This window comes from Sinorhizobium terangae, from assembly GCF_009601505.1.
In the GTDB taxonomy this organism is placed as follows: Bacteria; Pseudomonadota; Alphaproteobacteria; order Rhizobiales; family Rhizobiaceae; genus Sinorhizobium; species Sinorhizobium terangae.
In genome coordinates, this window is sequence record NZ_WITC01000026.1 from 60587 (window position 1) to 78304 (window position 17718).

The following is a 17718-nucleotide window of genomic DNA, read 5'->3' on the forward strand; positions in this document are numbered from 1 at the left end:
CCGCGGCGGAGGCTGTCCGTCTCCGGATTGGCTGCAGCCGCATCCCCCGAACCTGACGAAAGATAAAATTCTGCCGGGGCGCGATTGACCCGAGGGTGATTCACAGTATGATACTTAAATCAGAACATCGTTCCGTATAAAGGAACATCGATTGGGAGGTAAGCACGCAAGTGGCCGAAACATTGGTTTTGCGGACAGCGGTCGGGAAACACGACCACGTCAAGCCCCTGAAGGATGGCAGGGTGCGATCCAGCCGGGTAACGCTCGAGTTCCAGGAATTCGACCCGCTGCCCAAGGCGTTCCGCACGATGGTGCGCGGCGGCGACCTCGATCTTTCGGAAATGGCGATCGTCACGCATCTCTTGGCACACCACTATGGGAAGCCGATCACCGGCCTTGCGGTGCCACTCTGGAGCCGGCTGCCGCATACCAATCTCGTCTGTCCCGTCGAATCAAAGGTCGATGGGCCGCGTGATCTCGAAAATACGAAGGTCGGCGTGCGTGCCTATGCGCAGACGTCCGGCGTCTGGGTCCGTGGCATCCTGCAGCACGAATATGGCGTCGACCTCAACAGCATCACCTGGGTCACCATGGAGGATGCGCATCTCAGCGAATACGACGATCCGGCGATTGCGGTGCGCAATCAATCGACGATGGCTCTGCGGCCACTGATGCTCGCAGGCGAGCTTTCCGCGATCATGGGCGAACGCGAAGTCGATCCGGCGGGGATCCGCAGCGTCGTTCCCGATGCCGAGAAGGCTGCGAAGGACTGGATTGCCGCGAGCGGCATCGTTCCGATCAACCACGTCCTGACGGTCAAGACTGCTCTGATGGAAGAGCACCCGTGGCTCGCCGGGGAGCTGATGGAATTGTTCGACGAGGCGCGTCGTGTGGCCGAGGCCGACGGCGCGGCACCGCCTCCGCCTTACGGGCTCGAGGAAAACCGCCGGTCGCTGCAGCTCGCCTTTAACTATTCGGCCGAGCAGCAGATCACGCCCCGCGTCTATGACGTGGATGAACTTTTCCCTTCGATTTGAGGCTTGAGGAAGTGACGGACGAGGTCCGCCCTCGCGATTGCAGCACAAGGATGCCGCCATGATCATCGACATTCACGGACACTACACGACAGAGCCGCAGGCGCTCCACCAGTTCAGGGACAAGCAGCTCGCCGGTCTCGCAGACCCGATGCGCCGGCCGCTTTCGTCGGATCTCGGCATCACCGACGAAGTGCTCATGAAATCGGTCGAACCGCAGCTCAAGTTCCAGAAGGAGCGCGGAAGCGACCTGACGATCTTCTCGCCGCGCGCCGCCGGCATGGCCCATCACGTCGGAACCGAAGCCATCAGCATGCAATGGTCGGCGATGTCGAACGACCTGATCCATCGAATCTGCAGCCTGCTGCCCGACAATTTCGCGGCGGTCGGACAATTGCCGCAACATCCGGGCGCGCCGCCGAAGAACTGCATTCCCGAGCTTGAGCGTATCGTCAACGAGCTCGGTTTCGTCGGCGTCAATCTCAATCCCGATCCATCGGGCGGCTATTGGACCGATCCGCCGCTCACAGACCGGCAGTGGTACCCGCTCTATGAGAAGCTCTGCGAGCTCGAGGTGCCGGCGATGATCCACGTGACATCCTCGTGCAATCCGTGTTTCCACCATACCGGCGCGCACTACATCAACGGCGACACGACCGCCTTCATGCAACTGATCCAGGGGGACCTCTTCAAGGATTTCCCGACGCTGAAGTTCGTCATTCCACACGGCGGTGGCGCGGTGCCGTTCCATTGGGGGCGCTATCGCGGGCTTGCCCAGGAGATGAAGAAGCCGCTGCTTTCGGAGCACCTTCTGAACAACGTCTTCTTCGACACCTGCGTCTATCACTATCCCGGCATCGAGCTGATGGCCAAGGTCATCCCGGTCGACAACATCCTCTTCGCCTCAGAAATGCTCGGCGCGGTCAAGGGCATCGATCCCGAGACCGGGCACCACTACGACGACACGAAGCGCTACATCGACCAGCTTCAAACGCTCGACGAGGAAAGCCGCTACAAGATCTTCGAAGGCAATGCCCGCCGCGTCTATCCGAGGCTCGATGCCCAGCTCGCAAAGCGCGGGCGGCCGGCGCGGGCGGCGTGACACGTCATGGGAGGCGTTTCACCGATCATCCGCCGCTGCCCGCCGGCTCCCAGTTGGGCCGCGTCAGCAGCAGGACGCGTCGTCGTCCGAAATGATCGCGTTCTTCATCCAGGACGGCGGCAGATCGTCCTCCCGAACTTCGACGGCGCGTTTGAAGACCTTGAACTGGTGACGCCGGTCTGGCGCCGTCCAGAAGGCGACCACCGTTTCGAGCGGCGGGCACCCCGGCAGACCGCACGCGATCTCCGACACCATGACCGCGACATCGTCGGCAAGCGCGAAGCGTTCGCGCGTCCAGGCCTTCACCTGGCGGACGGCGGCGAGATGTTCGGGTTTCGAAGCGGCGGTCTTCAGCATGATTTTGAACCAGTCGCGCCGGCACCTAGGCCTGGGGCGATCGCTCTCTACATAGGGCGCCGCGGTCGCGCCTGTCAAAAACGAATTCGGAAAAACCAGCCGGACCGGAACACCATGCCGTGCATGAGGCCGGACCGGCAGCAATCGAAAGGAAAAAAGAGATGACGGAACAGGTCCTCGCGGCGGTCCGCACCGGTCCGGGCAAGATGGAAATGCGGGAATTTCCCATGCCGGACATCCCGGAGGATGCCGCACTTCTGAAAATGGAAGTTGCCGGTATCTGCGGCACGGACGTGAAGCTCTTCAAGAGCCCACCCAACATTGCCCCCACCATCATGGGCCATGAGAACATCGGCTATATCGCCAAGGCCGGCCGCGAGTTCACCCGTCGCAAAGGCTTCAAGGAAGGCGACCTCGTCTTCGTCGAGCACTACGTCATGTGCGGCAAGTGCCAGTGGTGCCACCAAGGGCAATACCGCCATTGCGAAAACACCGACTGGCGCAACAATCCGGATGGCATCCGTTACGGCTACACCTCGGCGGAACGCGCGCCGCATCTCTGGGGCGGTTTCGCACAATATGTCTACCTGCCGTGGAACGCGGTCGTGCACCGGGTGCCGAAGGGCGTGACGCCGGAGCTTGCCGGTCTCGTCACGCCGATGGCGAATGGCGTGGAATGGTCGCTCTTCGATGCCGGCGTCGGCTACAACTCCACAGTACTTATCCAGGGGCCGGGCCAGCAAGGCCTGTCGCAGACGGTTGTGTGCAAGCAGGCGGGCGCATCGCTGATCATCGTCACCGGAACCTCGAAGGACGCGGCCCGCCTGGAGGTCGCGAAAACGCTTGGCGCCGACTACGTTATCGATGTGCAGAAGGAAGATCCGCTTCAACGCATCATGGAGATCACCGGCGGCAAGGGCGTCGACATCTCGCTCGACTGCACGGCCGGCGCCGGCACGATCCCGATCCTCCTCGGCGTGGAGGCGTTGAAGCGAAAGGCGGGCACCATTCTCGTTCAGGGCGAGATGAAGGAGTTCCCGAACTTCCCGCTCGAGAAGGTGACGACCAAAGCGATCACCATCAAGAGTGCGCGCGGTCACAGTTATCTCGCCTGCGAGCTGGCGCTGGAGCAGATCGCATCGAACCGCTTCCCGCTCGAAAAGATCACCACGCACCGCTTCGGCCTCAAGGACGCTGACTTGGCAATCAAGTCCGTCGGAGGACAGGGCGTACCCGATGTCATTCACGCATCGCTGATGCCGTGGATGTGAGCCGTAGCGAACGAGGGAGGAACAGGCAGATGACACTCGGATTCAGGATCCTTGAACGCCGACGTCGCGTCAGCGCGACGATGGTCAAAAAGTTTCTCGACCTGCCGGTCGCGAACGTCAGCGACATCATGTCCCGCATGACGGCCGGCGGGGCAGCCCTCAGGCCGCTCCATGCCTCCGGCGTGCTTGCCGGCGCCGCCTTCACGGTCAAGACGCGACCGGGCGACAATCTGATGATTCACAAGGCGCTGCTGATGGCCGGCCCCGGCGACGTCATCGTCGTCGATGCCGGCGGGGATCTCACCAACGCTCTCGTCGGCGAGCTCATGCTGTCCCATGCAAGGGCGATCGGCGTCACCGGCGTCGTGATCAATGGCGCTGTCAGGGACTATGGCTGGATCAAGACCAATACCTTCCCGGTCTTCGCCGCCGGCATCACCCACCGCGGCCCCTACAAGGACGGACCGGGCGAGATCAACGTTCCGATCTCCCTTGGCGGAATGATCATCGAGCCGGGCGATCTGATGCTCGGCGATGACGACGGCCTCGTCTGCGTACCGTTCGACGAGGTGGAGGACGTCTATACCAAGGCGAAGACCAAGAACGAGGCGGAGGCGAAAACGCTCGCCAACACGCTCGCTGGCAAACTCGACCCGAAGCTCTGGGTGGACGAAAGCCTGAAGAAGCTCGGCTGCGGGGGCGTTTGATGCGCCCTGCCGGGCGCTACACGTTCAGGAGCCGCTTGGTCCGAGGCGTCACCGTGCCTTCCAAAGCACGGTCCGCAGGCGCGGTTATGCCAAGCGGCTTTGAAAAGGATGATGCGCCGTTTCGAGGAGGATTGAATATGGCAATGACAACGATCGACGGCATCGCAACGCGCTTTGAAGTAATTGGTTCGGGGCCACCGCTGCTGATGTATTCGCCCGGCGGCTTCGATGCGACCATCGAGAAATGGCGGACGCAGGGCATCTATGCGGAGATCCAGTTCCTGGAACAGCTGCCCCAGCACTTCACCTGCATCACCTTCGACCGGCGCGAAACCGGCCAGTCCGGCGGCCGCGTCGAGCGGGTGACCTGGTCGGGTTATGTCAGGCAGGGGAAGGGCCTGCTCGACCATCTCGGCATCGACAAGGCCTATCTGATGGGCGGCTGCATGGGCTGCAGCGTCGTCGCCGCGTTTGCAGCCGAGCTTCCCGAATCCGTGCTCGGCATGGTGCTCTTCTGGCCGGTCGGTGGCGCCCGTTACCGCATCGCGGGCCATCAGCGCTTCGCCGAGCACCTGGCCTTCGTCCACCAGAACGGCCTGGAGGCGGTCGTCGCGCTGGCGAAAGAGAGCAACAAGGCCTTTGGCGCCGATCCTCGCGGCGGCCCCTGGGTCTCGGTTCTCAGGAACGATCCGGAGTTCACGGAGCGCTATGTCCGGCAGAATGTCGATCACTATAAGGCGATCCTCGCGGGCATGCCGAGAACGCTGCTCGACAGGGACACCTCGCCCGGCGCCGAGCCGGAGGACCTGCTGCGCCTGAACATCCCGACGCTGATTATCCCGGGAGCCGACGCCTCCCACGCGACATCTGCCGCGCGGTATCTCCAGGAATGCATCCCCGGATCGCAATATTGGGACGTTCCCGTCTCGGAGCAAACATCCGCCGCCACCAACGCGCGCGTGATCGAATTCCTCCGCCAGACGGAAGCATCGCGCAGCGGCCAATAAGAAGCTTCAAAGCGGTCCCGACGATCAGGGGGCCGCATCCTCCGCGGCCAAGAGGTCCGGCAGGAACTCCTTCCCCTGGGTCGCGAGAAACTCCTCGAACGCTGCAATGACCGGCGTCATCGCGCGATCGGTCCGGCTGACGGCGAACCATTGCCGGCGGATCGGCAGACCTACGACATCGAGGATTGTCAGTTCGCCTGCCTGAACCTCGGCAGCGACGCTGTGCGCGGCAAGAAAGGCGACGCTGGTATCCGCCATCACCGCCCGTTTGATATCCTCAATCGACTCCATCTCGGTATTGGGGCCATCGGCTCTTCCCGGAATTTCGCTCATGAACCGGTCGAAGAAATTGCGAGTCGCGGAATCCGGGCTGCGCAGGAAAAAATGCTCGCGCGCAATTTCCGCCTTCGAAATAGCCTGACGCTTGGCAAGCGGATGATTGGGTGCGCTGACGACGACCAGCGAATGCTCGCCGAAGACGGCCGCGCGCACCGAGAACTCCCGCGGCGGGCGCCCGAGCAGCGCGACGTCGATCGTTCTGTTCTTCAAACGCTCGACCGTTTCGGTGCGGCGGTCGATGAAGAGCTCGAGGTCGATGTCGGGATAGGCGCTCGAAAACGCGGCGACCATCGGCTTTGCGAAGTACTTGACCGTCGAAACCGCGCCAACGGCAATGTGCCCGCGCTTCACGCCCTTGAAGGCATCAAGCTCCGTTCCCAGCAGTGAAAGGCGCTCTTCGATATCGCGCGCGGCAGCCAAAACCGCGTGTCCGGCTTCCGTCGGAAACATTCCATGGGCCATGCGCTCGAACAGCGGCACGCCGGCTTCCGCCTCGATCTGCTTCAACTGCAAGGTGACGGCCGGAGCGGTCAATCCGAGCGCTTTTGCAGCGCCGACGACCTTGCCGTGCGCCTCGATCGCTCGTATCGACCTCAACTGCCGAAACGTGATGTTTTTCATGCGGGGAGCATAAAAAAACTTAACGCACACGTAAAGAGATTAAAATTTACTTTCGTGCGTAGATGGTTGATTGTCAACGTAGCAGGTTCGCCCCCAATGAGATCCGCACAGGTACCGAGCGGTTGGCATCTGCAAAATCGTTCGCAACATCAAGGGAACTGAAAGATGAAAGCAGCAATCAAAAGCGGTCTGCTGGCATTGGCCGCAGCAGCCCTCCCGGCTGTAGCCCATGCCCACCCCGGCGTCGGCGCGGCAGGCGGCCTGGCACACGGCTTCATGCACCCGGTCGGCGGCCTGGACCACATCCTCGCCATGGTCGCCGTCGGCACATTCGCCTCCATCATCGGCGGACGCGCTCTCTGGCTCGTTCCGGCAAGCTTCGTGCTGATGATGGCCGCAGGTGGCGCCCTGGGGATCGAAGGCATCGCCGTGCCGTTTGTCGAAATCGGCATTGCGGCGTCTGTAATCGCGCTTGGCCTTGCGGTCGCGCTTCGCTGGAACCCGCCGACGGCCGTTGCAATGGGCGTCGTCAGCCTCTTCGCAATCTTCCACGGTCATGCCCACGGCGCGGAAATGCCGATGGATGCGTCGGGCCTTCAATACGCGCTCGGCTTCATGGCTGCGACTGCATTGCTGCATGTCGCCGGCATCGGCTTGGGTTTCGTCCTTGGACGCGTCGGCGTCAAATCCCATGTCGCGACGCAGCTCGGTGGCAGCGCCATGGCCCTCGCCGGCCTCGGCATCATGACCGGCGTCCTCTAAGGACGGCTCCTGCAAAGGCAGGTCCTTATTAAGGCTACAAACAATAAACGGGCTGCTCGCGGAGCGGCCCGTCTTCATGTCTTCGGAACAATGTGTGCGGCGCTAATCGCTGGAATCACTTCCGCGCTGCAGCCGCTCATCTGCAGAGCATGCGCTGGTTCGCGAGCCGGTTCAGAAAGCAGCGCCAGCGATGCCGTAGCTCGTCCGCTATTAGCGTTAGCGACGCCTGATGGTGCGGCCGAAGGCAGCCTCATCGATACCGAGCGTGTTGAGCGCTGCTGCGGACGGGCGGCGGCGCTCTCTCGTCGCCATCGCGCACTCATGCGCGGCGCTGAACAGGCTCATGCCTTCCATAAACCCGCCGAACATGCTGCGAACCCATTCTGTATTGGCGGGACGACGTGCTGCGAGCGCTGTCATTTCGATCTTCTCTCCGTTGCATACGGATAAAATTTAATCCTGCCGTGCAACTATAGGAAGACCAACGCCGACAGCCCTGCCATGCAGTCATTGCATGACAGGGTGGGCGTTTCCCAATGTCCCCGCTAAAGCCTTACGGGGGTTCAACAAATCTGCGTTTGGCGGGCTTCGCCAAACAAGGTCGGCTCGGCCCTAGATGACGAAACTCTCCATCGTCTCCGGTGCGAAAATATCCTCCGCGCAAAGCTTCCGCTTCGACAACCCCTGCTCGTAGGAGTAGCGGAGGAACGTTTCGAGCGTCTCCCTATTTTCTTTGAAGCCGTAGCTCCAGTAATCGTCACCCATAAGCCGACGCGCCTCCTCGACGTGTGCGTTCAGCCAAGGCAGCATGACCTTCAGCGCCGCCGTCTCTTCGAGCTCGCGGTAGACGCGCGCCTGCGCCTCGGCAAAGGCCTTGTAGAGCGATTGCGCGATCCAGCGGTGCGCCTCGTAGACCTCCCGCCGGATGACGATCGTATGCATGATCGGAAAGATGCCGGTCCGCTTGAAATAAGCCCGCTCGATCTCGACGAAGTTCTCGAAGAGGCGCCGGACACGACCGGTCGGCCCCTCATAGGAAGAGGGCTTCCTGGCTGTGTAGAGCGCGTCGATCTCGCCGTCGCGCAACATGGCCGAAAGCGTCTGCGTCGGACCGATGCGGTTGACGCGGATATGGCCCGGCAGGTTGAGCGGGAGCTTTTCCGGCCGGTTCGGCTGCTCTTCCCCACCAGCGTAGTAGGTGACGTCGTCGACCTTGACGCCATACTCGTCGGAAAGGATGCCGCGTATCCAGACCGGTGCCGTCATCTGGTACTCGGGCGTCCCGACACGTTTGCCGATCAGATCCTTCGGCTCGCGAATGCCCGAAGCGGCGTTCACGTAGATCGACGAATGCCTGAAATAGCGGGATGGGAAAACCGGAATCGCCACGAACGGACGCGTTTCCGCGAAACAAGACATGACGTAGGAGGAAAGCGACATCTCCGCGATGTCGAATTCCCGATGGCGCAGCATGCGAAAGAAAGTCTCTTCCACCGGCATGTTGAGATAGACGAGATCGATCCCGTCTGGTGCGACCGTTCTGTCCATGAGGGGGCGTGTCCGGTCGTAGTTCCAACAACCGAACGATAAGCGAAGCGACGAAGTCAGAATAGTCTCCCTAGCACTACCGGGGTCAGGAAAGCCTAGTTTGGCCGAGCGCAAGTCCGCGACTTACAAGCAAAATCCTGGACGGCTCCTCCGCCGTATCCCGCCTTTTTCACATCTCCAATCTGTGTCGATCATCGAATGCGAGGGCCGAAATGTCCAAGATAAAACCTATTGGCTTGCTCAAAGAGAATCCGCTTGCTCCATCGGAACCAGGCGATCGATCGGGTGCGCGTAAGGCCCGACCTCGGCCATCAGCCGGTCAACCATCTTGTCGATGAACGCAAGGAAAGGCTTTTCATCCGCGATCCCCCTATGGGCCGGATGAGCGAGAAACAGCGTCCGCTTGACGCCGGGCCGGTCAACGCGCCGCCCGATGATCTGGCCCGTCTTGATCTCCTCCGCCACGATCCCATAGGGCATGATGCTTTGCGCAACGCCGTGCAGCACCAGCGCCTTGATCGCCTCGTTCGATTGAACCTGATAGGTGATCTTGACGTCGACGGAGAGGCGCGAGGCCGTTTCGTGCACCCGCCGCCAGATGATGTCGCGGTTCGAAACCAGGGCGAGATCGCCGGCGACCGCTTGCCGGAAGGAAATATCGCCGCCCTGCTCCCCGCCGTTTGCCGCCGACACATGAAGGAGGTCCTCCTCCATCAGCGCGACACGCCTGATACCCGGGTTTTCCTCTATGTCGTAAGCAAGCACATAGTCGAGTTCGCCGCGCTCGAGTGCATCGGCCAGCACGAAGCTCAATTCCTCCACGACATGGAGCGCGATTCCGGGAAGTTGCGCATTGGCGGCGACGAGCAGTTCCGTGCCGATCAGCTTGAGAATGCTCGGCGTTGCCCCAAACCTTATGCGTACCCGCTCTCCGCCGAGCGCGATCAGGTCTCGGCGCGTCTCCTCGAGCCGTTGCAGAATTTCAATCGAGCGCTCGTAAAGCAGCATGCCTGCGGGCGTTGCGCTCACGCCGCGCGAATGGCGGTCGAGCAACTGGATCTGCAGGGCGTCCTCGAGATTGCGGATCTGGATGCCAAGCGCGGTCTGGGCGAGATTGAGCTGCTCTGCCGCCCGCGTAATGTTGCCCACTTCGACGACCTTGACGAAGTAGGCAAGCTGGCGGAGCTTCATTGCATGTCCAAGCATTCTGATGCGCGCCTTTCACCGTCAGTAGAACTGGTCGAAATGAACCTGGGCCGGCGGAACGCCGAGGTCAATCAGCATCTTCTGGATCGACTGGCCCATCAGCGGAGGACCGGCAAAGTAGACCTCGCATTCGGGAAGGCGATCGGAGAAGAGCTTTCCCGCCAGCTCGTGCACGAAGCCGCGATGACCATCCCAAGCCTCGTCGTCACTGGAAACGACGGGATGGTAGTGGATATTGGAGCCGAAACCGGGAAGTTCGGCCAGTATGTCCTTGCCGCAGATATCGCGAGCCGTCCGTCCGCCGTAGATGAAGTCGATCCGCCGTCCAGCCAGGAGCGGCGTCGCCGCGGCGGCGCGAGTAACCGATACCATCGGCGAAAGACCGGAACCGCCGGCAAGGCAGATGATATCGCGATCCGATTCGGCCCGCAGGTAGGCCATTCCGTAGGGACCGTCGACACCGATGCGATCGCCGACCGCAAGGTCGTCGAAGAGCTTGCCCGTCGCCGCCCCGTTCGGCACACGGCGGATCTGGAAATGCCATTCGCCCGCGTCGTTGTCCGTGTTGGCCATGGAATAGGCGCGGTTACCCGTGACGCCGGGCAGATCGAGGATGGCATATTGGCCGGCGAGAAAGCGGACCGCCTTGTCCAGCCGGAAGCGAAACTCGCGGATGTCGTGCGTGATGTCGCGCACTTCGATCAATTCGGCCTGCTGCCGCACCGGCGGGAAGCGGCTTTCGTACTGCGGCATCAGCCGGAGCTTTACGACACAATCCGTCAGGGGGCGGGCCTGGCAGCCGAGCCGGCGGCCGCGCTCCCGATCGCGATCGCTGAGACCGGGCGCATCGGGACGCAGTTCCTCGATCTCGCCTTCGAGAAGATCGAAACGGCAGTTGCCGCAGGAGCCGACATTGCATTCATAGGGAAAGCCGAGACCCGCGCGCAAAGCCGAGCGCATGATCGTATCGTCATCTCCGCAAGTCCATTGGACATCGCTTCCCTTGAGTGCAATTGCCGGCATGTTCAACTCCCTAAGTCGTATCTCTCTCGAAAGGCCGCCGTGTAACCGAGGCGGGATGAAATGGCGGCGACCGCTTCGAGAAGCGCAGGCGAAAAGCCTTCAAGCACCTCAAGCGACAGCCGCTGCAATGGACCTGCGATGCCGACGGCACCAACGACGGCGCCGGTCGAATCGCGCACCGGGGCAGCAATGCCCCGGATTCCGGGTTCGCTTTCCTCGTCTTCGATGGCAAAGCCCCGCTGGCGGACCTCGGCCAGCATCTCCTTCAGGCGCACCGGATCGGTAACTGTCTTCGCCGTTCGCCGCTGCAGCGGCCCAGCCAGCATGCGTTCGACCGCCTGCTCCGGCGCAAAGGCGAAGATCGCGCGCCCGACGGCACTGCAATGGGCGGGCTTGCGCGCACCGAGGTCGGATTTCATCGCCAGGGCCTGCGGGCTTTCCAGATCGTAGACGTGCATCACCTCTCCATCCGAGGGGACGCCCAGAATAATTGTTTCGCCCGTCAGCTTGCGCAGGTCGAACAGGTAGGGCCTCGCCTCGTTGGAAAGGTCCATGCGCCGGCGGACAAGCGTACCGAGAGCGAAGAGGCCGACCCCAAGCCGATAGCGCTCCGTTTGCGGGTTCTGCTCGAGCAAGCCCTCGGTCACGAGCGTCACCGCCAGGCGATGGACCGTGCTCTTTGCGACCTTCAGCCTTTGCGCCAGCGCACTGACGCCGATCTCGGCCTCATCCTCCGAGAAAGCCTTCAGGAGACGGATCGCCGTCGTGACCGATGAGAGGCGGTTGCGCTTGCCGGCGGGGCCTTTTCCTCCGCGCGCGGGTGGTTTGGTGGGTGCGTTCATGACGTGATTGTCCGTTTCATCGCGAGAGTTACGGCTCGTCCATAACACAGTTGTCATGGTCTCACATCACCACCCTGCTGATCTCAAACCCTGAGCGCGCTCAGCATTTCGCCGACATATTCGTCCCCGTTGGAGATCACGAGCATTGCCGCGAAAGGACGCATGGTCGTCAGCGTACGCGCAAGATCCTCCGCCGAGACACCGTCGGCGTTGCGCACCAGGCCGGTTGTCAGCTTGTTGCGGACGAAGCAGGCATTGCCGATCACTTCAGCGGCATCCGCCGCAGTGCCGGCCGTCGTTATCATGACGATGATATCGGCATCGGCGATCTCGTCGGCGAGACTGACCGTCCTGCCTTCAAGATCCTCCAAAACCGCGTCGACCGGCAGCATGTGCAGAGAATCGGTTGCGCCCTTTGCACTCACGTATCGCAAAAAATGCGCCCCGCTCCAGGACATGTCGGCAAGGGTGCTGAGCAGCGCCAAACTCGGCTCATCCAGGGCGATGATACGCGACTTGCGTGGGCTGGAATTCGGGTATTCGATACGGAAACGGGCTTCCTCCGCAGTGGCGAAGCGCGCACTTTCGCTCAGTCCGAGTTGCATGACCTTTCTCCTCATTGATGGGGCGGCATCCCCGCCGCATCGCGCCGGGGCTCACCATGATGGCTGCAGCCTCAGACGCTGGTCGGCGCCTTGCCTTCGATCACGCTCAGCGCCTCTTCGGCGACATCGACATAGGACTTGTCGACGGGCAGCACGATCGCCGCCGAGCGGACGCGGTGATGCGCCGGATCGACGCCAGGGGGAACAACGCCCTTGTCGCGCAGGGCGCGGGCGGCCTTCAATAGACGATGGCGCGCCATGATGATGCCGTTGTCGGTCGACACCAGGTTTTCCTTGCTGCGATCGACGATCGGACCCATGCTTTCCTGCAGCGAGGCGTCCTGCATGGCGATGCCTTCGACGCCGGAATAGGTGATGCCCTTGCGCTGGGCCTCGCGGTCCATGAGATAATCATTGTCCTTGTTGGCGAGCGGCCGGTATGTTCCCGGCACATAGGCGACGTGGATGCCCTTTCCGGCCTTCATCGCCCCGCGCTCCTCCGTCGTCAGCGCACGTACCGGGTGATAGTCGAAGCTCCAGGCCCAGCAGTTCTCGTCGTCGATCGGGATCCAGAAGTGCCCGTGAACCGGATGGTCGCCGCGCGGCGGCACCATGGTGAAGGACGGCATGACCCAGGGCGTGACGCGCCAGTAGTAGTGGCCTTCTTCGGCATTTCGCCGTGCGCCGATGAACAGACCACCCTCGTTGTCGGTCACCTCGAAGAAGGGTCTCGCATCGGACATGTTGTACTTGTTGCCGCGCGCGCCCTTGAAGAGCGGATCACTGTTGAGATTGCCGCTGTGGAGCCAGGACACGTGGCTGGAGTCGATGCCACCTTCCATGGCCTGCAGCCAGTTGCACTCCTGCCAGCGCTTCGACGTGAAGGTCTGTTCCGAGGGAACCAGCGCAAATTCCCATTCAGGATGCGGAGGCTGCTTTTCGGCCGGCCCCATATAGGTCCAGAGAATGTCGCCGATCTTGATCAGCGGATAGGACTTCAGCTTGATCTTGCCGCAATAACCGCTTTCCTTCGGCTCCGAAGGAACTTCGACGCACTGGCCGGTGTGGTCGTATTTCCAGCCATGGTAAGGGCAGCGCAGGCCGCCCTGCTCATTGCGGCCGAACCACAGTGAGACGCCGCGGTGGGCGCAGAATTCGTCTATCAGGCCGTAGCGGCCTTCGCTGTCGCGGAAGGCGAGCAGGCGTTCGCTCAGGAGCTTCACACGGACCGGCGCGCAGTCGTTGTCCGGCAGTTCCTCGGCGAGCAGCGCCGGGATCCAATAACAGCGAAACATGTCGCCCATCGGCGTGCCGGGGCCTGTCTGCGTTAGCAGATCGTTCTGTTCCTTCCTGAGCATTTCACTTCCTCCATGTTGCGGACCGCCTGCGCGGTGCGCCGATTTGCATCGCTACGTCCCTTTTCCGACCGCCTCGCGGCTTTTCCGAATTCCGGGTTGACGTTCTCGACCGATCAGGTATCTTCTCTGTGTTCCTTTATACGGAACACTGTTTCTTTTTAAGCAACGTACAATCTGATGACCGTCCCGTCAAGCGGGCCTGCAACGCAACGAAGGAGGAGCCAGGAATGGCCGAGGCAAGCACCAGAATCAGGCTGTGTTCCACGAGTGACGTCGACTGGGACAGCGCGATACGGGTTGAGGAAGGCGACCTCATCCTCGCCGTCTTCAACGTCAATGGCGTGTTCTACGTTACCGACGACCTGTGCACGCACGGCCCGGGTTCGCTTTCCGAAGGCTATCTCGACGGCCATACGATCGAGTGCGACTTCCACAACGGCGCGTTCGACATCCGCACGGGCGAAGTGGTCACGCCGCCCTGCATGATCCCGATCAAGACCTACAAGGTGGTGATCGAGAACGAGAACGTGACGATCGAGGTCTGACGCGACTCAGGCGCAGCCGGTGAGTGATGATCCGGCGCGCTTGCGGAAGCGATAAAGTCGTATATTGTGGGATTTATTCACTCTCACGGAGGAACGCATGCAGGTTCATGGAAAAAGCGACAGCGCGGCGGCAGCGGACGCACCATCCGAGGCGTCCCTGCGGCTCGATGTGGCGATGAGCACACGTTTGCTCAACAGCCTGAAAATACTGGAGTATAGCGGCCATGTCAGCGCGCGCTTGCCGGGAGGCGTGACCTTCCTGATCCAGCCGCAGGAGAAGAGCCGCGCGGAAGTGTCTCCCGACGATCTGCTCGTCTGCGACCTTGACGGCAAGGTCGTGTCCGGCCCCTCGGGCGTCAAACCGCCTTCCGAGGTATTCCTTCATTGTGAGATTTATCGCGCAAGGGCGGACGTCAATTCGATCGCGCACTTCCACCACGACGTGACCAACGTCTTCACGCTGGTCGAGGACGTCCCGCTGCTGCCCTTCAAGAACCATGCGATCCGCTGGACGAGCGGGATCCCGGTACATCCGGATCCCGCCCATGTGGATGATGCCGAAAGGGGACGGAGCATCGTCGCGACCCTTGGACCGCACCACGCCATGCAGATCCGCGCGCACGGGCAGATCGTCACCGCCGAAACGGTGCGCGGCGTCTTCATCGATTCGATTCATCTCGTCGAGAACGCCGAGGCCGCCTATCGCGCCGCTGCGATCGGCAAGGTGAAGCCGCTGACCGAAGCCGAAATCGAGTCTTTCTCCCATGGGTTCAGGCGCGGGCATCACATCCGCAAGCTCTGGAGCTATTACGCGCGCGGCGCCATCCGCGACGGCATCTTCCCTGAAGCGTGGAACGCGGTTGCCTGAATCAGGCAGCAATTCAAAATGCTACAGCGTCCTTTGCGCGTCTCAAAAGACGCGTGGCGCTGTGGCCAAGAAACCTCAACGAGGCCGGGCGACCCGGCCTCTCAAATTGCCGCTTGATGGAAGCGATGGGCTGGCCCAAAATGCGCGCGAATCCCACATTGACGGACAGGTAATCTCCGGTCCGTCACGCAGAACGAGCCACCCGCGCCGTTTAAGCTTCGAGTACAAGTATCGATGTCGTCATCAATCGGCCTGTCTCCGCGATCTTCCCTCTTTTCCGCTTCCCGTTCTGCCGACCTTCGGGAGTCTGTCGCGTGAACAGCCATGAGAAGATGCTCGGCATCCTCGATCTTTTCGACAGCGGCGAGGACGCCCTCGCCGTGACGTTCGATGAGATGCATGAACGGCTCGGCTATACCCGTTCGACGCTCTATCGCTATTTGAAAACGCTGACCGACGCGGGCCTTCTCACCTCGCTGCCCTCGGTCGGCTACATGCTCGGCCCGCGGATCGTCGAGCTCGATTACAAGATACGGACGGGTGACGTGCTCATCCGGGCGGCGCGGCCGGTGATGGAAGAGCTTGCCAGCCAGTTCCGCGGCATCGCCCTCCTCTGCCGCCGATACCGGTTCGATGTTCTGTGCGTTCATCAGGAAAGCGGCACGGATACGATCCACAGCAACTACGAGCGCGGGCGCAGACGCTCGCTCCTTCACGGCGCCGCATCGCTCGGAATCCTCGCCTATCTGCCCGACCATCAGTTGCGCAAGTTCTATGGCCTGGTACCGGAACAATTCGCCACTGCCGGCCTTGGCACGACACTCAAGGAAGTCAAGGCCGCGCTGAGGGAGCACCGGCAGCGAGGCTGGGTGAGCACGACTGGCGATGTGACGCCCGGGGTCACCGGTGTGGCGGCGCCCGTCTTCGACAGCCGTTCGGAAATTCTCGGCAGTCTCAGCCTGACCCTCCGGGACTCCCGCACCAACCCGAAAGTGATCGAAGACGTCGCCGAGCGGGTCGTGTTCTGCGCCGGCATCATTTCCAAGACCGTCGCACGCAGCTGAGAAACGACGCAGTACGCGCCCTCTCTGCTTGCCAATGTCCGCGCAGACTTTCGATCGGATCGGAAAGGAGGCCTTTCCGAAAACGCACTACCGTCATTTCCTCCGTCTGTTAGCGTTTTGGCTGAAACGGGCAATCCGGAGCAGACACGCTTCCCCCGGCGCGAGCGCGGCTCGCCCTGCCCGACTGCGACAACCGAGAGGAGACAGGAATGCATCAGGACCCACTTGGCGGCGGCACCGGTACGCATTGGCACGAGCCCGCCGGCACCAAGAAGGCTGGCTTCGGCGAATTCAAGAAGCAGCCGACGCCCTATGACCAGTTCATGGAAGAGGAAGGCATTCCGGTCTTTCGCGATCTCGGTGTTTCGAGCGTGAAGAATCTGCCGTTGAAGCCGTGGAAGCGGACGGGCGGCAACGGCACTTATATCCAACTCTACGGCACTGAAACCAAATGGGGCTGCCACCTCGTTGAGATTCCCGCCGCCGGCGCGCTCAATCCCGAGAAGCACATGTATGAGGAAATCTACATCGTGGTCGAAGGACGCGGCTCCACAGAGGTCTGGCTCGAGGGCGAGGGCCGCAAGCATGTCTTCGAGTGGCAGGAGGGCTCCATGTTCTCCATCCCGATGAATGCATGGCACCGCATCGTCAATGCCACCAACAGCCCGGCGCTGCTGCTTGGCGGCACGACGGCGCCGAACGTGCTCAACCAGATCCAGAACGTCGACGCCGTCTTCAACAACCCTTACGTCTTCCGCGACCGCTTTTCGGGCGCCGATGACTTCTACAAATATCGCGAAGAGATCGAGCCCGATCCAGTGCGTGGTCTCGCCATGCGGCGTACGAACTTCCTGCCGGACGCCGTCAACTGCGAACTGCCGCTCGATAACCGTCGCTCGCCCGGCTACCGCCGCGTCGAGCCTTTCATGACCAACAATACCTTCTATTACTGGATCGGCCAGCACGAGAACGGCCGCTATTCCAAGGCGCACGCCCACACCTCGGCGGCGATCCTGATCTGCCTGAAGGGCGAAGGCTATACCTATACCTGGCCGGAACAATACGGCGTCAACCCCTGGAAGGACGGCCACGCCGACCAGGTGCGTCGCCTCGACTACGGCCCGTTCGGCATGGTGACGGCGGCACCTGGCGGCGCCCGCTGGTACCACCAGCACTTCAGCGTCTCCAAGGAGCCCTTCCGGCTGATGGCCTGGTTCGGCCCGCACAACCCCGGCCGCGATCCGGGCGCACCTGGCGAAAAGCATACCGACTATACGGCGATCGACGTCAATGAGGGCGGCACCGCCATCCCCTACTGGATGGAAGATCCCTTCATCCGTAACGAATACGAGGCGCATCTCAAGCGGAACGGCGTGGACATCCGCATGAAGCCGGAATGGTACGAGAAGCCGGCCGACACGACCAAGAAGATGTCGACGGTCGTCTGATTGGCGAAGTG

Annotated in this window: 19 protein-coding genes; 10 read left to right on the forward strand and 9 right to left on the reverse strand. The window is 61.8% G+C overall.

Annotation, left to right across the window (positions count from 1 at the left end; all coding sequences use genetic code 11):
* Positions 1–170 precede the first annotated feature (170 nt).
* A complete protein-coding gene (locus GHK62_RS05120) occupies positions 171–1037 on the forward strand; it encodes a substrate-binding domain-containing protein (protein WP_153437238.1) in 867 nt (288 codons plus the stop codon).
* Between the two features lie 58 nt (positions 1038–1095).
* On the forward strand, positions 1096–2136 hold the full coding sequence (locus tag GHK62_RS05125) for an amidohydrolase family protein (protein WP_153437239.1): 1041 nt from the start codon (positions 1096–1098) through the stop codon (positions 2134–2136).
* A 63-nt stretch (positions 2137–2199) separates the two neighbouring features.
* Here GHK62_RS05125 and GHK62_RS05130 read toward each other — a convergent pair whose 3' ends face one another.
* On the reverse strand, positions 2200–2493 hold the full coding sequence (locus GHK62_RS05130; RefSeq protein ID WP_153437240.1) for a hypothetical protein: 294 nt from the start codon (positions 2491–2493) through the stop codon (positions 2200–2202).
* A gap of 161 nt (positions 2494–2654) precedes the next feature.
* Here GHK62_RS05130 and GHK62_RS05135 point away from each other — a divergent pair, with 161 nt between their 5' ends.
* The 3 genes from GHK62_RS05135 (at position 2655) to GHK62_RS05145 (ending at position 5478) form a co-directional block, all read left to right on the forward strand.
* Complete coding sequence (locus tag GHK62_RS05135) at positions 2655–3764, forward strand: zinc-dependent alcohol dehydrogenase (protein WP_153437241.1); 1110 nt, start codon at positions 2655–2657, stop codon at positions 3762–3764.
* 29 nt (positions 3765–3793) lie between these two features.
* Positions 3794–4471, forward strand: coding sequence for an RraA family protein (locus GHK62_RS05140; protein WP_153437242.1), 678 nt, complete (start codon positions 3794–3796; stop codon positions 4469–4471).
* A 137-nt stretch (positions 4472–4608) separates the two neighbouring features.
* On the forward strand, positions 4609–5478 hold the full coding sequence (locus tag GHK62_RS05145; RefSeq protein WP_153437243.1) for an alpha/beta fold hydrolase: 870 nt from the start codon (positions 4609–4611) through the stop codon (positions 5476–5478).
* Positions 5479–5502: 24 nt separating this feature from the next.
* Here GHK62_RS05145 and GHK62_RS05150 read toward each other — a convergent pair whose 3' ends face one another.
* Positions 5503–6438, reverse strand: a complete 936-nt coding sequence (locus GHK62_RS05150; RefSeq protein WP_153437244.1) for a LysR family transcriptional regulator — start codon at positions 6436–6438, stop codon at positions 5503–5505.
* A gap of 165 nt (positions 6439–6603) precedes the next feature.
* Here GHK62_RS05150 and GHK62_RS05155 point away from each other — a divergent pair, with 165 nt between their 5' ends.
* On the forward strand, positions 6604–7200 hold the full coding sequence (locus GHK62_RS05155) for a HupE/UreJ family protein (RefSeq protein ID WP_153437245.1): 597 nt from the start codon (positions 6604–6606) through the stop codon (positions 7198–7200).
* 216 nt (positions 7201–7416) lie between these two features.
* Here the strand turns inward: GHK62_RS05155 and GHK62_RS05160 are convergent, their stop codons facing one another.
* The 7 genes from GHK62_RS05160 to GHK62_RS05190 form a co-directional block, all read right to left on the reverse strand.
* Entirely contained in the window at positions 7417–7620 is a 204-nt protein-coding gene (locus GHK62_RS05160) for a hypothetical protein (protein ID WP_153437246.1), read from the reverse strand.
* Positions 7621–7812: 192 nt separating this feature from the next.
* Complete coding sequence (locus GHK62_RS05165; protein WP_153437247.1) at positions 7813–8748, reverse strand: ABC transporter substrate-binding protein; 936 nt, start codon at positions 8746–8748, stop codon at positions 7813–7815.
* Between the two features lie 240 nt (positions 8749–8988).
* On the reverse strand, positions 8989–9954 hold the full coding sequence (locus tag GHK62_RS05170; protein ID WP_153437248.1) for a LysR family transcriptional regulator: 966 nt from the start codon (positions 9952–9954) through the stop codon (positions 8989–8991).
* A 21-nt stretch (positions 9955–9975) separates the two neighbouring features.
* Positions 9976–10977 carry an FAD-binding oxidoreductase gene (locus GHK62_RS05175; protein ID WP_153437249.1) on the reverse strand — a complete coding sequence of 334 codons (1002 nt, stop codon included), beginning with the start codon at positions 10975–10977 and terminating at the stop codon, positions 9976–9978.
* A gap of 2 nt (positions 10978–10979) precedes the next feature.
* On the reverse strand, positions 10980–11819 hold the full coding sequence (locus GHK62_RS05180; RefSeq protein ID WP_153437250.1) for an IclR family transcriptional regulator: 840 nt from the start codon (positions 11817–11819) through the stop codon (positions 10980–10982).
* A gap of 83 nt (positions 11820–11902) precedes the next feature.
* Positions 11903–12424: a hypothetical protein gene (locus GHK62_RS05185; RefSeq protein WP_153437251.1), complete on the reverse strand. Its 522-nt coding sequence runs from the start codon at positions 12422–12424 to the stop codon at positions 11903–11905.
* A gap of 71 nt (positions 12425–12495) precedes the next feature.
* The gene (locus tag GHK62_RS05190) at positions 12496–13782 is read right to left on the reverse strand and encodes an aromatic ring-hydroxylating dioxygenase subunit alpha (protein ID WP_153437252.1); all 1287 of its coding nucleotides are present in this window, start codon (positions 13780–13782) and stop codon (positions 12496–12498) included.
* A gap of 227 nt (positions 13783–14009) precedes the next feature.
* On the opposite strand from GHK62_RS05190, the gene GHK62_RS05195 reads away from it, so the two are divergent.
* From GHK62_RS05195 to GHK62_RS05210, 4 genes are all read left to right on the forward strand, one after another.
* On the forward strand, positions 14010–14327 hold the full coding sequence (locus GHK62_RS05195; protein WP_153437253.1) for a non-heme iron oxygenase ferredoxin subunit: 318 nt from the start codon (positions 14010–14012) through the stop codon (positions 14325–14327).
* 97 nt (positions 14328–14424) lie between these two features.
* Entirely contained in the window at positions 14425–15195 is a 771-nt protein-coding gene (locus GHK62_RS05200; RefSeq protein WP_153437254.1) for a class II aldolase/adducin family protein, read from the forward strand.
* A gap of 314 nt (positions 15196–15509) precedes the next feature.
* Positions 15510–16259, forward strand: a complete 750-nt coding sequence (locus GHK62_RS05205; protein ID WP_153437255.1) for an IclR family transcriptional regulator — start codon at positions 15510–15512, stop codon at positions 16257–16259.
* 209 nt (positions 16260–16468) lie between these two features.
* Positions 16469–17707, forward strand: a complete 1239-nt coding sequence (locus GHK62_RS05210) for a cupin domain-containing protein (RefSeq protein WP_153437256.1) — start codon at positions 16469–16471, stop codon at positions 17705–17707.
* Positions 17708–17718 lie beyond the last annotated feature (11 nt).

Excerpts from the sequence above, each read along its gene's own strand:
- GHK62_RS05125 (WP_153437239.1), top strand. The coding sequence starts at position 1,096 with ATGATCATCGACATTCACGGACACTACACGACAGAGCCGCAGGCGCTC.
- GHK62_RS05130 (WP_153437240.1), bottom strand. The coding sequence starts at position 2,493 with ATGCTGAAGACCGCCGCTTCGAAACCCGAACATCTCGCCGCCGTCCGC.
- GHK62_RS05135 (WP_153437241.1), top strand. The coding sequence starts at position 2,655 with ATGACGGAACAGGTCCTCGCGGCGGTCCGCACCGGTCCGGGCAAGATG.
- GHK62_RS05140 (WP_153437242.1), top strand. The coding sequence starts at position 3,794 with ATGACACTCGGATTCAGGATCCTTGAACGCCGACGTCGCGTCAGCGCG.
- GHK62_RS05145 (WP_153437243.1), top strand. The coding sequence starts at position 4,609 with ATGGCAATGACAACGATCGACGGCATCGCAACGCGCTTTGAAGTAATT.
- GHK62_RS05150 (WP_153437244.1), bottom strand. The coding sequence starts at position 6,438 with ATGAAAAACATCACGTTTCGGCAGTTGAGGTCGATACGAGCGATCGAG.
- GHK62_RS05155 (WP_153437245.1), top strand. The coding sequence starts at position 6,604 with ATGAAAGCAGCAATCAAAAGCGGTCTGCTGGCATTGGCCGCAGCAGCC.
- GHK62_RS05160 (WP_153437246.1), bottom strand. The coding sequence starts at position 7,620 with ATGACAGCGCTCGCAGCACGTCGTCCCGCCAATACAGAATGGGTTCGC.
- GHK62_RS05165 (WP_153437247.1), bottom strand. The coding sequence starts at position 8,748 with ATGGACAGAACGGTCGCACCAGACGGGATCGATCTCGTCTATCTCAAC.
- GHK62_RS05170 (WP_153437248.1), bottom strand. The coding sequence starts at position 9,954 with ATGCTTGGACATGCAATGAAGCTCCGCCAGCTTGCCTACTTCGTCAAG.
- GHK62_RS05175 (WP_153437249.1), bottom strand. The coding sequence starts at position 10,977 with ATGCCGGCAATTGCACTCAAGGGAAGCGATGTCCAATGGACTTGCGGA.
- GHK62_RS05180 (WP_153437250.1), bottom strand. The coding sequence starts at position 11,819 with ATGAACGCACCCACCAAACCACCCGCGCGCGGAGGAAAAGGCCCCGCC.
- GHK62_RS05185 (WP_153437251.1), bottom strand. The coding sequence starts at position 12,424 with ATGCAACTCGGACTGAGCGAAAGTGCGCGCTTCGCCACTGCGGAGGAA.
- GHK62_RS05190 (WP_153437252.1), bottom strand. The coding sequence starts at position 13,782 with ATGCTCAGGAAGGAACAGAACGATCTGCTAACGCAGACAGGCCCCGGC.
- GHK62_RS05195 (WP_153437253.1), top strand. The coding sequence starts at position 14,010 with ATGGCCGAGGCAAGCACCAGAATCAGGCTGTGTTCCACGAGTGACGTC.
- GHK62_RS05200 (WP_153437254.1), top strand. The coding sequence starts at position 14,425 with ATGCAGGTTCATGGAAAAAGCGACAGCGCGGCGGCAGCGGACGCACCA.
- GHK62_RS05210 (WP_153437256.1), top strand. The coding sequence starts at position 16,469 with ATGCATCAGGACCCACTTGGCGGCGGCACCGGTACGCATTGGCACGAG.